Origin of the sequence: Streptomyces sparsogenes (genome assembly GCF_001704635.1) — a bacterium.
GTDB classification, from domain to species: domain Bacteria; phylum Actinomycetota; class Actinomycetes; order Streptomycetales; family Streptomycetaceae; genus Streptomyces; species Streptomyces sparsogenes.
The window spans coordinates 119,569-134,560 of record NZ_MAXF01000096.1; the positions used below are offsets into that span (position 1 = coordinate 119,569).

7 protein-coding genes, 1 tRNA gene and 1 pseudogene are annotated in these 14,992 nt (G+C 69.4%); 8 read left to right on the forward strand and 1 reads right to left on the reverse strand.

Features of this window, described 5'->3' with window-relative positions:
* Positions 1-92: 92 nt before the first annotated feature.
* Positions 93-3,167, forward strand: a complete 3,075-nt coding sequence (locus BBH68_RS20515; protein WP_065964589.1) for a pPIWI_RE module domain-containing protein — start codon at positions 93-95, stop codon at positions 3,165-3,167.
* A 187-nt stretch (positions 3,168-3,354) separates the two neighbouring features.
* A pseudogene (locus tag BBH68_RS20520) lies at positions 3,355-4,743 on the forward strand (IS1380 family transposase).
* A 2,137-nt stretch (positions 4,744-6,880) separates the two neighbouring features.
* On the opposite strand, the gene BBH68_RS20530 reads toward BBH68_RS20520, so the two are convergent.
* Positions 6,881-6,952: transfer RNA gene (locus BBH68_RS20530), tRNA-Arg, on the reverse strand.
* 236 nt (positions 6,953-7,188) lie between these two features.
* On the opposite strand from BBH68_RS20530, the gene BBH68_RS20535 reads away from it, so the two are divergent.
* The 6 genes from BBH68_RS20535 (at position 7,189) to thrB (ending at position 14,628) form a co-directional block, all read left to right on the forward strand.
* Positions 7,189-7,632, forward strand: a complete 444-nt coding sequence (locus BBH68_RS20535; protein WP_425428828.1) for a response regulator — start codon at positions 7,189-7,191, stop codon at positions 7,630-7,632.
* A 393-nt stretch (positions 7,633-8,025) separates the two neighbouring features.
* Positions 8,026-9,165 carry an ArgS-related anticodon-binding protein NrtL gene (gene nrtL / locus BBH68_RS20540; RefSeq protein ID WP_065964594.1) on the forward strand — a complete coding sequence of 380 codons (1,140 nt, stop codon included), beginning with the start codon at positions 8,026-8,028 and terminating at the stop codon, positions 9,163-9,165.
* Between the two features lie 19 nt (positions 9,166-9,184).
* Positions 9,185-10,576, forward strand: coding sequence for a diaminopimelate decarboxylase (lysA, locus tag BBH68_RS20545; protein ID WP_065964595.1), 1,392 nt, complete (start codon positions 9,185-9,187; stop codon positions 10,574-10,576).
* Positions 10,577-10,735: 159 nt separating this feature from the next.
* Positions 10,736-12,028 (forward strand): homoserine dehydrogenase, encoded by a 1,293-nt coding sequence (locus BBH68_RS20550; RefSeq protein ID WP_065964597.1) that lies wholly within the window; start codon positions 10,736-10,738, stop codon positions 12,026-12,028.
* Positions 12,029-12,116: 88 nt separating this feature from the next.
* Complete coding sequence (gene thrC / locus BBH68_RS20555; RefSeq protein ID WP_065964775.1) at positions 12,117-13,202, forward strand: threonine synthase; 1,086 nt, start codon at positions 12,117-12,119, stop codon at positions 13,200-13,202.
* 511 nt (positions 13,203-13,713) lie between these two features.
* Positions 13,714-14,628, forward strand: coding sequence for a homoserine kinase (thrB, locus tag BBH68_RS20560; protein WP_065964599.1), 915 nt, complete (start codon positions 13,714-13,716; stop codon positions 14,626-14,628).
* Positions 14,629-14,992: the final 364 nt, after the last annotated feature.

Consider the following 14,992-nt stretch of genomic DNA (forward strand, 5'->3'; position numbering starts at 1 on the left):
ACCGGGCGGAGTGCCCATGTCACCCGGCCCGCAGACGCGAGTTCACTCCCGACCGGCCCATGAAAGCTGCCCACCTTTCTTGAGGAACCACGATGTACAAAGAGATCCGCCGAGCCGCCTACCACCTGGCCGAGGGCGCGGAGCCATGGACTGAGAACTTCCGCGCGCTCCGATTCCCCGAACACTGGAATGAGGGACTTCTGGAGCTGCACAACCATGGACGTGAAGGGGAGGAGCGGCACAAGACTGTTCCCACCCGGCGCTTGGACGGAGTTCTGCAGACACTTGCGCCCGACGTGATTGTCAGGCCGCGTCCGCGTCCGCCCGTCGGTGACGGCCCCATGCCCGCAGAGGACTTCTGGATGTACATGCCGGCGGAGTCGCCCGACCCACTCCCCGGCAGCACCCTTGGACAGCTACTGGACGCCTGGCTGCGCACCCTCGGGCCCAAGAAAGCAGAACACGATCCCGGCTTCCGATCCTTGTTGCTCGGCTGCAGCGCCGAGCTGAAGCGGGATCTGCCCACGTGGCAGAACGTAACTGGGGTCGACCTCCTGGGCACTGTGCCTACCGATGGCGGAACGGCCGCTCCGGAATCCAGGCAGTTCCAGCTGGCCACCGATGCGCTGGCGCGTCGCATCCTGGCATTGGATCCTTATCCGTATGAAGGCGGCGAACTGCGCTTTCGGGCACTGCCCCGGGGCCCTCGCGACCAAGGGGCGGAGCTGATGTCCCAGCCGCTGTGCCGGACCATCAAGCGAAAGGAGTGGTGGTTCTCCATCGTCCTCAACATCTCCCTGCACACCACACCGTTCGCCCCCCGGCCTCGACTCCATCTGCACTGGGGAGTTCGACGTTGGGCGACGCACCCAAGGGCGGACAGCAAGCGTCTGCACCTTTCATATAGCGAGGCCACTACCGTCTACCTCCGGCCGAAGATTCCCTGGCTGCCGGGAGCACCGGCCACCGAGCGTCATGCCCTGGCGCGCCTCAGGCGCGATCACGCCGCTGATACATTCACATGGGTCGAGAACGACCCAGCCGGGATACTGCACCGGCTCAGCGTCGTCGGTCATTTTCCAGATCCCGGGCAACTACTGTCGGAGCCGACCGCTTGGATCGGGGACGGGCCCGGAGTACGAGCCGCAGTGGTGCACAGCACGCGGATGGGCGGCCACGAAGTAGGGCCCGGCCTCATGCCCGATCAGAGGGCTAAGCTGACCGAATGGGCAGAAATGGCGTTGCCCGAAGGCGTAACACGCGTTCCCGACCTGGTGCGCGGCCGGGGCCGAGGAATCGGCGCCCCTGCGAACCGCAGGCCGAAGCCGCAGGGCGACGCGGCGAAGAAGGCGGAGGAGCTGCGAACTGCCCTGGCCAGGCGCACCGCCCTCGCAACGGCGTCCCGCATCCCGGAGCCGGGCGTCGAGCGGACCGAGCTGCCCGTGGTAGAGGCCAGACTCCTCTGGCAAACTGCGGAGGTGCGGCGCCACGCCGTCGAGGCGTTCGCGAAGACTCTCGGTCTCGATGGCGACGGGGGCGTGACCTCCACGCTCACCACGGACCAGGCCTTCGACGAGGCCAGGCCGGGCGCGCCGGTAGTTCTGCAATGGCACACACCGGAGCTTGTCCTAAGACTGCGCTGCCTGCCTTTGGTCGAAGGGCTCGGCGACCGCCTGATCTTCAAGACCGAGGCCAAGAGCAAGGGCACCAGAATCTCCGACGCTGTCCTGGCGCGCCGCCGTGCGCTGCGTGACTGGCTGAGTGAAGACGGAGCCGACAGCTCTCGGCCCGGGCTGACATTGGTCGAGATCGCGCACCGCCGCACCTTCCGGCCGAAGGAAACGGACCCGAAGTTCGCCATCCGGCTCGGCTGCGCCGACGCCGGGCAGCTGACCCAGTTCGTCGTCACCCCGTCCACGGACCGGCAAATTAAAAATGCCGACAACCTGGATCACCGCACCCAAAGTGCTTGGAGCGACGGTCTGCGCCAGCTCGGCGTGCGGGTCCTTCCCCGGCACACACTTGGCGGCGATCTCCCTGACCGGCTCCAATACGCTGCCCTGTGGATGGTCAAGCGGCGCAAGGACGGTCCGACCCGACTCCCTAAGCATTTGCCGGTCGCCGTGCTGGTCTCCCCGCACCTGGAGATCGAGGACCTCGCTGTTGTGCGCGGCTGGGACGATGATGCCTGTGCCTGGATTCCCTACCCTGACTTCCTTCTCGGCCTGGTGAAGAAGGCAGAGATCGATCCCAGTGCCTATGCGGAATCGTCTTTGCCGATTCCCGGCCAGCACGATGACACGAACACTGACGCTCAGAGGATCACTTCCAAGCAGTGGCGTACCAACCTGGCTCAGCAGCGCCAGGAAACAGCGTGTTTCCTTCAGCGCATGCTGCACTCGCTGCGCGGAGACCCCACGGTACTCATTACGCATGCGCAGAACAGCAGGCTTCACTGGCCCTGGCTGCAGGACGGCCAAGTGGTCCGGGACATACTGAAAACGGGGCATGCACCAGCAGGTCGGCTCGACGACGAGCTGCGGCTCGTACGGGTACGCGGACGTACGGGCCGGGAGACAGCACAATGGTGGGGACTCGCAGAGCTCGGCAAGCCCCATGGTCAGCCGGCCGGTTTCTGGACCCAGGTTGTCGACGGCAGGGAGCGGCAGTCGCCGGACAACCGGATTTTCTACAGCACCACGGAACGCCCTGGGACGTTTGCGATCTCGCCCGCGCTTGACAGGATCGCCACGCGGGTAAATGCCTCGGGGAATCTGACGTCTCAAGCCGGGACTGGCGCTTGGAACCCGACACTCGTGGAAATCGCTGTGCTCGGATGCCACCCGGAGAATGGCGTTGAGGATCAGCAGACTCACAAGCCTGACGAGCCCGAGGCACTCGCTCTCGCGATGCACCAGCTGCGTCAAGCCCCCGATTACGCTGCTGCGCTCTCCCTCCCACTGCCCCTCCACCTCGCCGGACTTGCGCAGGCTTATGTGCTTCCCATGTTCGCCGAAGAAGACGTGGCCGACGAGCTGGATACCTGTGAAATCCTGGACCAGGATGCCCAGGGTGAAGAATCGCAGAGAGACCTGGATCCGGATCTGGCAGCCGCAGCTGCCTATCCTGAGGATCCCGACTCAGCTTATCAGCTGCAGCTCTTCTGAGATCCAAGGACAGCCATGGGGCCGAGGAACCATCGGTGGCCGGATATTGCTTCCATGCCACTGAGCCCGGATCCACCGGCTTGATGCCCGTGGATGGTTCACCCAGAAGCGAAGAAGTGCCTTGCGACCTGCGATGATGGGGTTTCTCTAGGACCACATCAGGCACGATCGGCAAGGCACTTCCGAGATGCAATCTTCCCATGCCGCGGCGGCGGTCTCATCCGCGTTCGATGATCCGAATCTGATCGCGTACGGCGGGCTGGAGCCGGTGGTGCGGCTGGCCGAGCGGTGCGGTCTGCCCGCGCTGGTCGGGGAGCACGTCCGGCTGCCCGCCTCGAAGGACGGCACTGGCGCCTTCCCTGCGGCGAAACTGATGTCGCTGGTGGGCGGCATGGCCGCGGGCGCCGACAGCATCGACGACATGGACCGGCTGCGGCACGGTGCGATGGGCCGCCTGTTCTCCGGAGTGCGGGCCCCGTCCACGCTGGGGTCGTTCCTGCGCTCCTTCACCCACGGGCATGTGAAGCAACTGCACGCCGTGGCCCGCCGGTTCCTGCCCGAACTGGCCCGTCACACCCCGCTGCTGCCCGGCGCGGACCAGGCCGCATACGTGGACATCGACGACACCATCCGCCGCACCCACGGCTACGCCAAACAGGGCGCTGGCTACGGATACAGCAAGGTCAAGGGCCTGAATGCGCTGCTCGGCGTCGTCTCCACGCCCCTGTCCGCCCCCGTGATCGCCGCCACCAGGCTGCGCAAGGGACCTGCGAACTACGCGCGCGGGGCGGCGGCGTTCGTCGCTGAGACCATCCGCACCGCACGCGCCTGCGGCGCCACCGGCCTGCTGGTGCTGCGGGCGGACTCCGCGTTCTACGGCGCCGACATCATCAACACCTGCCGGGCCCTGGGTGCCTGCTTCTCCATCACCATGCGTATGAACGCCTCCGTCAAGGCCATCATCGCCCGCATCGACGAGGACGCCTGGACACCGATCAAATATCCCCAAGCGGTCCGGGACGAGGAGGGCCAGTGCTGGATCTCCGACGCCGAGATAGCCGAGATCCTCTACACCGCTTTCACTTCCAAGCCGAAGAAACAGCAAGTCACCGCCTGACTGATCGTGCGCCGCGTCAAGCACCTGAGCGCGGGTACCGTCCCCGCCGGGCAGGGCACGCTCTTCGACACCTGGCGCTACCACGCCGCGTTCACCGACTCCCCGCTCGCCGTGAGGGATGCCGAGCGTGATCACCGCCGGCACGCTGTCGTCGAGCAGGTGATCGCCGATGTCAAGAACAGTGGCTTCGCCCACGCGCCGTCCGGTCATTTCCAGGCCAATGCCGCGTGGCTTGCCCTGGCGGCCCTGGCACACAACCTGACCCGCGCCGCCAGCGCCCTGGCCTCCGCGTTCCATGCCAGGGCGACCACTGCCACCATCCGTGACCGCCTGATGAAGGTGCCCGCCCGCCTGGCCTGCTCCGCCCGCCGCCTCACCCTGCACCTGCCCGAACTCTGGCCCTGGAGCGAGGACTTCACCCAGCTGTTCAGCACGGTGCATGCACCGCCGGCCCTCTGACGCTCCCTGACCGACCTGCCCGAAAGGGCCCGAGACCTGTGGACAGAGTGGAAGAGCTGGGCAGACCAGCGGCCACCCCACGCCCGAATCCGCAAATCAGCCCCAACACGGCCTGCACGACCCCGAAACGATTAACCGGGAATCAAGCCGGTGGATCCGGGCTGATTAATCAGGCTTGGGTTCTGTAAATGGGGACTTGAGGGGAAAGGCTGACGCACTGTCGCTGATGGCTCGGGCCAAGGAGCCGCCGGGATCCTCATACGCTGCTGCATGAGGTGCAGCGAAGGAGTGCGTCTTGTTCAGCCCGTGGCAAAGGTTCATCATTGGATTCTCTATTGATCACGTCAGCTCCAGACGGCCCAATCACAGCACTGAGAGTTCCAGATGGCGAACGCCCGCGACACCTGAGCGCATCTACGGCAATGGGCGTCGGAGAACGGCCATGAACTACCCCGCGCGCCCTTCCACCGCCCGACAAGATCGCGGCCTTGACGACGCGGCCGAGATGAGCCTCCATGGCCGACGACCGTTCGCGACAACGCTGACACGCGCAGTTCAGAGGAGTTGCGGGTGGTCGGGGAGTACGTCGTCGTCGATGGTGAGGAGGCACAGGCGGTGGCCCAGCGCCAAGGGGCTGCGAATCGTGAGGTGCTGGAGGGGTTGTACGCTGGGCACAGCGGCGCGAAGGCCGGGTACGCCGGACCTCCCCACCCAGCCCCTTGGAGAGGGATAACCATATGCGCGGCACCCCGCCCAGCACTCGGCCATCGGGCGCAGCCCGTACCCGGCCGCCCCTGGTCCACAGGCGGTCTTTCCCGACCCTACGGCGCTTCCGGTGACCGTCCCGGTGGCTTGGCCGGACTTCTCCGGAAGACGCTCAGGACCAAACCCTCTCGCTGCCCCGGCAGCTGCGTAACGCGAGATCCGCGCTTCCGCCCGGCTGGTGATCGTCGCCCACTTCTGAGGTCGAATCCGGCCGTAAGGAGTTGCGCGAGCGGGGCAATTCCCTCGCGCACCAGCAATTCCAGATCCCCATTCCCTGTGACGGTCGCCGATCCCCTCGACGAGGCACAGCGGCCCGACCGCCGCTTCGCCGCGGTCATTCGCGAGTCCAGTCCATCGAACGCGTCGCGCGCCGACCTACTTCGGCACGAAGATCAAGTACGAGCCGGAGCAGACAGGCGTCGCCCTGTGCGCCGCCGATGAGCCGGTCGTCACCGGACCGCGGGCCAAACGCGCCACCCCCACGCTCACCCGGCGCGTGAAGCAGGCGGCCTCCGAGTGGTATGTGCTGCAGATGCTGGAGCTGTCGTGGGACGGCTTCATCGAGCATGTGTCCCAGGGCTGGAATGTGGGCCAGCCGCCCTACGGCTACTTATGCGGAAAAGGTCCCGCACCCCGTACCGGCCCGCCGGGCCAAGGGCCGCACCAGGCACCGGCTCATCCCGGACGCGTCCCGGGTCCCGGCCGTCACCAGTCTGTGGGGGCGGGAAGAGGCCTTGTGCGCCCCCGTCTCCCGCTTCTTCGCCACACACGTCTTCGGCCCCGACCGGCGCACTCACCTCAAAGCCGTACTCGAAGCCGCTCGTGTCGCGGACGGGACCGGGGCTCGCACCGCGAAGGAACGCCCCGCGCTGGAGCAGGCCATCAAGGCCATCGGAGAGCGCCAGGCCCAACTCATCCGTACTCTCGCCGACGGCGGGTTCGACCTGAGCAGGAGAAGGAGTTCCGCGACGCGATCCGCCGGGAGCACGCCACCCTGGGCAAGCAGCGCACGGAGCTCGCCGAGCAGACGGCCCGTCTGGACGCCCCGAAGCAGCTGTGCACCCCGCCGACAGCGCGGCTCTGCTGGATGCGCTCCCGCGCCTCGACGTCGACCTTGCTCCGGTCCCGGAGGTGATTCAGCGGCGGCCTTACAACGCCTTCGGGTTGGAAATCCGCTACAGCCGACCCCGTGAAGAGGTGACCCTACGGGTGACGATCCTGGGGCATCTGCTTGGCGGGCTGGTGGCTATCACCCGTGAGCTGGACCCATGGAACAAAAAATCGGGCGCCCGCACCGAAGTGCTGGCACCCGATCATGGCACCCGGTATGGACAATCGCGGCAAAACCGTCGTGTCCATTCCCATTCTCGGGTGCCCCCGGCAGGATTCGAACCTGCGCACACGGCTCCGGAGGCCGTTGCTCTATCCCCTGAGCTACGGGGGCGGTGTCGTTGCTGTTCGCTCCGACGGGTAGAACACTACCAGCTCGGCGGGGGTGGTCATGAACGCTTTCCGAGGGGTGGGGGAGGCGGGGTGGCCGGCGGAGGTGGGGGCGGGGAGCGGTAGCGGTATACGGCATTCCGGGCGTGCGTGGAGGCGTCTTGCGGAAAGGTCCCCCGCACGTGGCGGAAGTGGGCAAAACCCGGACGCAGCGATGGGTGCGCGCCTACCCTTCGAGATGTGCCTGGCTTGTCCGGCCGGGTCCTTGTTGTTGATGACAACAAGGTCATCCGGCAGCTGATCAGGGTCAACCTCGAGCTTGAGGGCTTCGAGGTCGTGACCGCGGCCGATGGTGCCGAGTGCCTGGAGATCGTTCACCAGGTGCGGCCCGATGTGATCACTCTGGATGTCGTGATGCCCAGACTGGATGGGCTGCATACGGCGTCCCGGTTGCGTGCTGATGCTCGAACGTGTCATGTGCCCGTCGCGATCATCAGTGCGTGTACGCAGTACGAGGTGGATAACGGCAGGGCGGCGGGGGTGGATGCGTTCCTTGCGAAGCCCTTTGATCCCGCTGCGATGGTGGAGCTGGTGCGACGGCTGATGACGCGGGCCACCGAGGCGGCCGGGGCGGTGGCGCCCGGGGGCGCGGAGTCGGAGTCCGTGGTGGGCCCCGCCGGCTGAGCCCGAGGCTCATGGGCTCAGCCCGCGGGCTGCGTCCGTGGGCTGGGTCCGCTTCGGGGTTGTGTCGGCTTCGGGGCCGGGCTTGCCTGCCGGGCTCGGGGCCGGGGCGGCTTTGCTTCGGCTTGCCTCCTGGCTTGGGGGGGGCGGGGCTGGCTTCGCTTCCTGCTGGTCTCCCGGCTTACGCCTCGGGCGGTTGGCCGCTGGCCGCACCGTCCGGGGCGGTGGGGCCTGTCGGCTTCGCTCCGGCGCTTGCTTCGCGGCTGCGTCTTCCCTCCGTTCCGGCGCCGCCCTGCGCCTTCGCGCCGTTCCTGCTTCCGCGCGCCGCCCTGCACCGCCGTCCGCCCTGCGAAACCCATTCGCGGGGGCGCCCCCCTCCTCCCATACGCTTGTGCCGTGACACCCGCCCAGCTCTCCCGCACCGTGCTGCAGACAGTGCGTCGTGCCGTCGAGGCCGACGAGCTGCGGGTGGCCGTGTTGCCGGAGCGGGTGAAGGTGCAGACTCCGCCGCGGGCGGGGCGTGGGGATTACGCGACGAATGTGGCGCTGCAGCTCGCCCGAGGCCTGGACGGCGGGGGGCCGGCGGCGGCGTTGCGGGTGGCTGAGGTTTTGCGGCGGCGGCTGGTGGGAGAGCCCGGGATTGCCGGGGTGGAGATCGCCGGGCCCGGGTTCTTGAACATCACCGTCGAGGCTGGGGGGCATGCCCAGCTCGTTCGGGGTGTTCTGGAGCGTGGGGAGGCCTACGGGCGCTCGGATGCCCTGGCCAGAGGGCCTGCCGTGAGACTTGCGCCCGGGCGGGATGTGCGGGCAGCTGTTGTCGGCGCTGCTGTGGTGCGGCTGGTGGCCTTTTGTGGGGGTGAGGCCCTGGTCGTCAGCGGGGGCTTTGGCACTGCGGGTGATGAGGGTCCTGGTGCCCGTGCTGCTGCGGGTGGTGTGGCCCCCGGCGTCTGCGTGGCCGACGGTGGGGAGGCTCTGCGGGGCGACGAGGGCGATGTGGACGGCTCCCCCGAGGCCCTGTCCGTGCGCCCCGTCAACGTCAGCGCCCCCGAGCTGCTCGCCCGGCTCGGGCTCGACGCCGCCCGCTGGGCGCTCCTTCGGCCCGCCGCGCATGATCTGCCCGATCTCGATCCTGACCGGCTCCTCGCCCAGCGCGAGAGCAATCCGCTCTTCCGCGTGCGGTACGCCCACGCCCGCGTACGCGCCCTGGTCAGGAATGGGCGGCAGCTCGGGGTCCACAGCAGTACTGACGGGCCCTACCGCCATCCCGCCGAGGTTGCGCTGATCGCGACGATCGCCGACTATCCCCGGCTCATCGAATCCGCCGCCCGCCACCGCGCTCCCGACCGGCTCGCCCGGCATCTCGAGGCTGTCGCCGACGGCTTCTTCCGCTTTCATGACGCGTGCCCGCCCCTGCCGTGCGGCGAGGAGAAACCCATGGCCGCCCACCGTTCCCGGCTGGCCCTTGCCGAGGCCGCCGGGGTGGTGCTCGCCGGTGGCCTGCATCTGCTCGGCATCAGCGCACCGGAACATCTGTGAGACACCTGAGAGAGACGCCATGAGCCGTTCCGCACACCCCGCCGGGCCCCGTTACGCCGATGTGCTGCCCGAGGGGCACTACATCGCGCCGCCCACCGATCTCAACGCGCTCGACCCGCGGGTGTGGGCCCGTACGGTCGACCGGAACGCCGACGGGGTGGTCACCGTCGGCGGGGTGGATGTGAAGACGCTGGCCGAGGAGTTCGGGACGCCCGGGTACTTCCTCGACGAGGCCGACTTCCGGGCCCGCTGCCGGGCGTGGCGGGAGGCGTTCGGGGCGGATGCCGATGTGTTCTACGCCGGGAAGGCCTTTCTGTGCCGCGCCGTGGTGCGCTGGCTGAACGAGGAGGGGCTGAACCTGGACGTGTGCTCCGGTGGGGAGCTGGCCACGGCCCTGGCGGCCGGGATGCCGGCCGAGCGGATCGCGCTGCACGGGAACAACAAGAGCGAGGCGGAGATCCGCCGGGCCGTCGAGGCCGGGGTGGGGCGGATCGTGCTGGACTCGTTCCAGGAGATCGTCCGGGTCGCGCACATCGCCGAGCGGCTGGGGAAGCGGCAGCGGGTGCAGATTCGGGTCACCGTGGGCGTCGAGGCGCATACGCACGAGTTCATCGCCACCGCGCACGAGGACCAGAAGTTCGGCATTCCGCTGGCCGGCGGGCTGGCCGCGGAGGCGGTGCGGCGGGCGCTGAAGCTGGACGGGCTCGAGCTCATCGGCGTCCACTCGCACATCGGGTCGCAGATCTTCGACACCTCCGGCTTCGAGGTGGCCGCCCACCGCGTGGTGGGGCTGCTCAAGGAGGTCCGCGACGAGCACGGCGTCGAGCTGCCCGAGATCGACCTCGGCGGCGGCCTCGGCATCGCGTACACCTCCGAGGACGACCCCCGCGAGCCGCACGAGATCGCCAAGGCGCTGCGCGACATCGTCCACCGGGAGTGCGAGGGCGCCGGGCTGGCCGTGCCGCGGCTGTCGGTGGAGCCGGGGCGGGCGATCGCCGGGCCGACGGCGTTCACGCTGTACGAGGTGGGGACCGTCAAGGAACTGCCGGGGCTGCGGACCTACGTCAGCGTCGACGGCGGGATGTCCGACAACATCCGTACCGCGCTGTACGACGCCGAGTACTCGGTGGCGCTGGTCTCCCGCACCTCCACCGCCGAGCCGATGCTGTCCCGGGTCGTCGGCAAGCACTGCGAGTCCGGCGACATCGTCGTACGGGACGCCTTCCTGCCCGCCGACCTGGCGCCCGGCGACCTGATCGCCGTCCCCGCCACCGGGGCGTACTGCCGCTCCATGGCGAGCAACTACAACCACGCGCTCCGTCCGCCCGTCGTCGCGGTGGCGGACGGGCGGGCGCGCGAGATCGTCCGGCGGGAGACGGAGGAGGATCTCCTGCGGCTCGATGTCGGTTAGTCGGACGGTTCGGCTGGCGGCTGGCACGGTTAGTGGCCGGCTCGGATTGCGGTCGGCTCGGCTGGCGAGAAACAAATCTCGGATACTGGACCAGGGATAGAAAGTCCCATCCAGTGCGTGAGACTGGAGCACCACCTAGATGGATGAGAAAGAGGTCGGATGATGCGTACGCGTCCGCTGAAAGTGGCGCTGCTGGGCTGTGGAGTGGTCGGCTCAGAGGTGGCGCGCATCATGACGACGCACGCGGCCGACCTCACGGCGCGCATCGGCGCCCCGGTCGAGCTGGCCGGGGTCGCCGTGCGCCGCCCCAACCGGGTGCGGGAAGGGGTGCCGGCCGAGCTGGTCACCACCGACGCCACCGCCCTGGTCAAACGCGGGGACATCGACGTGGTCGTCGAGGTCATCGGGGGCATCGAGCCCGCCCGCACGCTCATCACCACCGCCTTCGAGCACGGCGCCAGCGTGGTGTCCGCGAACAAGGCGCTGGTCGCCCAGGACGGCGCGGCGCTGCACGCGGCCGCGCAGGAGCGCGGCGCGGACCTGTACTACGAGGCGGCGGTCGCGGGCGCGATCCCGCTGGTCCGGCCGCTGCGCGAGTCCCTGGCCGGGGACACGGTCAACCGGGTCCTGGGCATCGTCAACGGCACCACCAACTTCATCCTCGACCGGATGGATACCAGCGGCGCCGGGTACAGCGAGGCGCTGGACGAGGCCACCGCGCTCGGGTACGCCGAGGCCGACCCGACCGCCGACGTGGAGGGCTTCGACGCCGCCGCGAAGGCCGCGATCCTGGCGGGGATCGCCTTCCACACCCGGGTCACCCTGGACGATGTGCACCGCGAGGGCATCACCGAGGTCACCGCCGCCGACATCGCCTCCGCCAAGCGCATGGGCTGCACGGTCAAGCTGCTGGCGATCTGCGAGCGCGCGGCGGACGGCCGGTCGGTCACCGCCCGGGTGCACCCCGCCATGATCCCGCTGAGCCATCCCCTCGCCTCCGTCCGCGAGGCGTACAACGCGGTCTTCGTCGAGGCGGAGGCCGCCGGGCGGCTGATGTTCTACGGGCCCGGGGCCGGCGGCTCGCCGACCGCCTCGGCCGTCCTCGGCGACCTGGTCGCCGCCTGCCGCAACAAGCTGGCCGGGACCACCGGACCGGGCGAGTCCGCCTACACCCGGCTGCCCGTGAGCCCCATGGGCGATGTGATCACGCGCTACCACATCAGTCTGGACGTCGCCGACAAACCGGGTGTGCTCGCCCAGGTCGCGACGGTCTTCGCCGAGCACGGCGTGTCCATCGACACGGTCCGGCAGCAGGGCAAGGACGGTGAGGCGTCCCTCGTCGTGGTCACCCACCGGGCGAGCGACGCCGCCCTCACGGCGACGGTGGAGGCGCTGCGCCGGCTCGACACGGTCCGCGATGTCGCGAGCATCATGCGGGTCGAGGGCGAGTAGGCGCCCAGGGGACATCAGCCCAGGGGAGATCAGGGGACCAGGGGAGTAAAGGAAGATCATGAACACAATCGCCGACGCCGGGCCCGCGATGTCCGGCACCCGCCAGTGGCATGGCTGGCGGGGCATCATCGAGGAGTACCGCGACCGGCTGCCGGTCAGCGCGACGACCCCCGTCGTCACCCTGCGCGAGGGCGGCACCCCGCTCGTCCCCGCCCAGGTGCTCTCCGAGCGCACGGGCTGCGAGGTGCACCTCAAGGTCGAGGGCGCCAACCCGACCGGGTCCTTCAAGGACCGCGGCATGACGATGGCCATCAGCATGGCCAAGGAGGCTGGCGCCCAGGCCGTCATCTGCGCCTCCACCGGCAACACCTCGGCCTCCGCCGCCGCCTACGCGGTACGGGCCGGGATGGTGTGCGCCGTGCTGGTGCCGCGGGGCAAGATCGCGCTGGGCAAGATGGGCCAGGCACTGGTCCACGGCTCCAAGATCCTCCAGGTCGACGGCAACTTCGACGACTGCCTGACGCTGGCCCGCGGGCTGTCCGAGAAGTACCCGGTGGCGCTGGTCAATTCGGTCAACCCGTCGCGCATCGAGGGGCAGAAGACCGCCGCGTTCGAGATCGTCGACATGCTCGGCGACGCGCCCGACATCCATGTGCTGCCGGTCGGCAACGCGGGCAACATCACCGCCTACTGGAAGGGCTACAAGGAGTACGCGGCGAACGGCCCGCTCGGCGCGCCCGCCTCCCGTACGCCCCGGATGTGGGGGTTCCAGGCGGCCGGCGCGGCGCCCATCGTGCGCGGTGAGCCGGTCAAGGACCCGAGCACCATCGCCACCGCGATCCGCATCGGCAACCCGGCCTCCTGGGCCTTCGCCGAGCAGGCGCGCGACGAGTCGCACGGCCTCATCGACGCGGTGACCGACCGTCAGATCCTGGCCGCCTACCGGCTGCTCGCCGCCCAGGAGGGCGTCTTCGTCGAGCCGGCCTCCGCGGCGAGCGTCGCGGGTCTGCTGAAGGCCGCCGAGCAGGGCCTCGTCGACCCCGGTCAGCGCATCGTGTGCACGGTGACCGGAAACGGGCTCAAGGACCCGGACTGGGCGGTGGCGGGCGCGCCGCAGCCGGTCACGGTGGCGGTGGACGCGGACGCGGCTGCCGAGCGGCTCGGGCTGGCCTGATACGCGCCTCGGGCCGGCCTGATGCCGGGTGGCCTGATACGCGCCTCATACGCGCCTCGGGCCGGCCTCATCCCGGGTGGCCTGATACGCGGCTCGGGTCGGCCTGGACTCGGGTGGCCTGAACCCGGACATCGAGGCCCCGGTCGGCCCGATCCCCGGCCTCAGGGCCTTTGACGCATACGGCGCCGGGCCCCGGCGGAGACTCTCCCCGGGGCGCCCGGCGCCGCTGCTCAAGATCCACTAGAGTGTGGGCGGAGACGCACGGGAGCGAGGAAGGCGCGCAGAACGCTCCAGTAGAGTGGTCGCGGGCGGCGAGAGGGAGCGCGACACGCACCGTGCGCCTCCCGTGCGCCCTATGTCGCCACAGAACCTTCCTTCGATAGGCTGTACTGAATCCGCCCCGACGCAGAGCAGCCGCCTCTGCGCGGCGTCGCCGTACTCCCGTCACGGCCCTCGCGGTGTTCCGTACCTCTTCGAGCAATCCCAGTCACACAAGGAGAGTCATCGAGCGATGGCCGGTCCAGCGTTCCGCGCCGCCGCCGTCCGAGTGCGCGTGCCCGCCACGAGCGCCAACCTCGGTCCCGGCTTCGACGCCCTCGGCCTGGCCCTTGGGCTCTACGACGACGTGGTGGTCCGGGTCGCCGATGCCGGTCTGCACATCGACATCGCGGGCGAGGGCGCCGAGACGCTGCCGCGCGACGAGAGCCATCTGCTCGTACGATCCCTGCGCACCGCCTTCGACCTGCTGGGCGGACAGCCGCGCGGTCTCGAGGTCGTCTGCGCCAACCGGATCCCGCACGGCCGGGGCCTGGGCTCCTCCTCGGCCGCCATCTGCGCCGGGATAGTCGCGGCCCGCGCGGTGACCATAGGCGGCGCCGAGCGGCTCGACGACGAGGCGCTGCTGGAGCTGGCCACCGAGATCGAGGGCCACCCCGACAATGTCGCCGCCTGTCTGCTCGGCGGCTTCACCCTCGCCTGGACGGACGCGGGAGCCGCCCGGGCGATCAGAATGGACCCCTCCGATTCCATCGTTCCGGTGGTCTTCGTGCCCGGTCGGCCGGTGCTCACGGAAACCGCGCGGGGGCTGCTGCCGCGCACCGTCCCGCATGTGGACGCCGCCGCGAACGCGGGGCGGGCGGCGCTGCTGGTGGAGGCCCTGACCAGGCGTCCCGAGCTGCTGCTCGCGGCGACGGAGGACCGGCTGCACCAGGAGTACCGGGCCCCGGCGATGCCCGAGAGCGTGGCCCTGGTGAACCGACTGCGCGCGGACGGCGTCCCCGCGGTCATCTCCGGCGCGGGCCCCACGGTGCTCGCGCTGGCCGAAGACGGTGCGGCCGACAAGGTCGCACGGCTGGCGGGCGAGGGATGGGCGGCCAACCGGCTGGCTCTCGACGCCGGGGGGGCGAGCGTCCTGCCGCTCACCTGACACCGCGGAGACCGCGGACACCGCGGACGCCGGGGCGGCCCAGGCGGCCCCGGGGTCCGGAAAACTCGATAGCCGGTCTTGGAGAGGGGGAATGTTTGTTGGATCCGGTAGTGTTAACCTCAAGTCTGCACTTGATGCCTCATGCTCGGAGTGATCGCCGGGTTGGAAGGCGCAGTGCTCAGTGTCCCCATCCGGGACCACCCTTCTTCCGGGAGCCTCCCACACTGCCTGAGCAGCCTGCCTGAGCAGTACCGAGCACGCTCCGGAATCGGCGTGGCGGATCAAGGCGAAGCCATCCGTCGCGTCGGGAACCAATGAATTGATCTCTCCGCCGTACCTGGCGGACCCCACCGCCCCGGCCGGT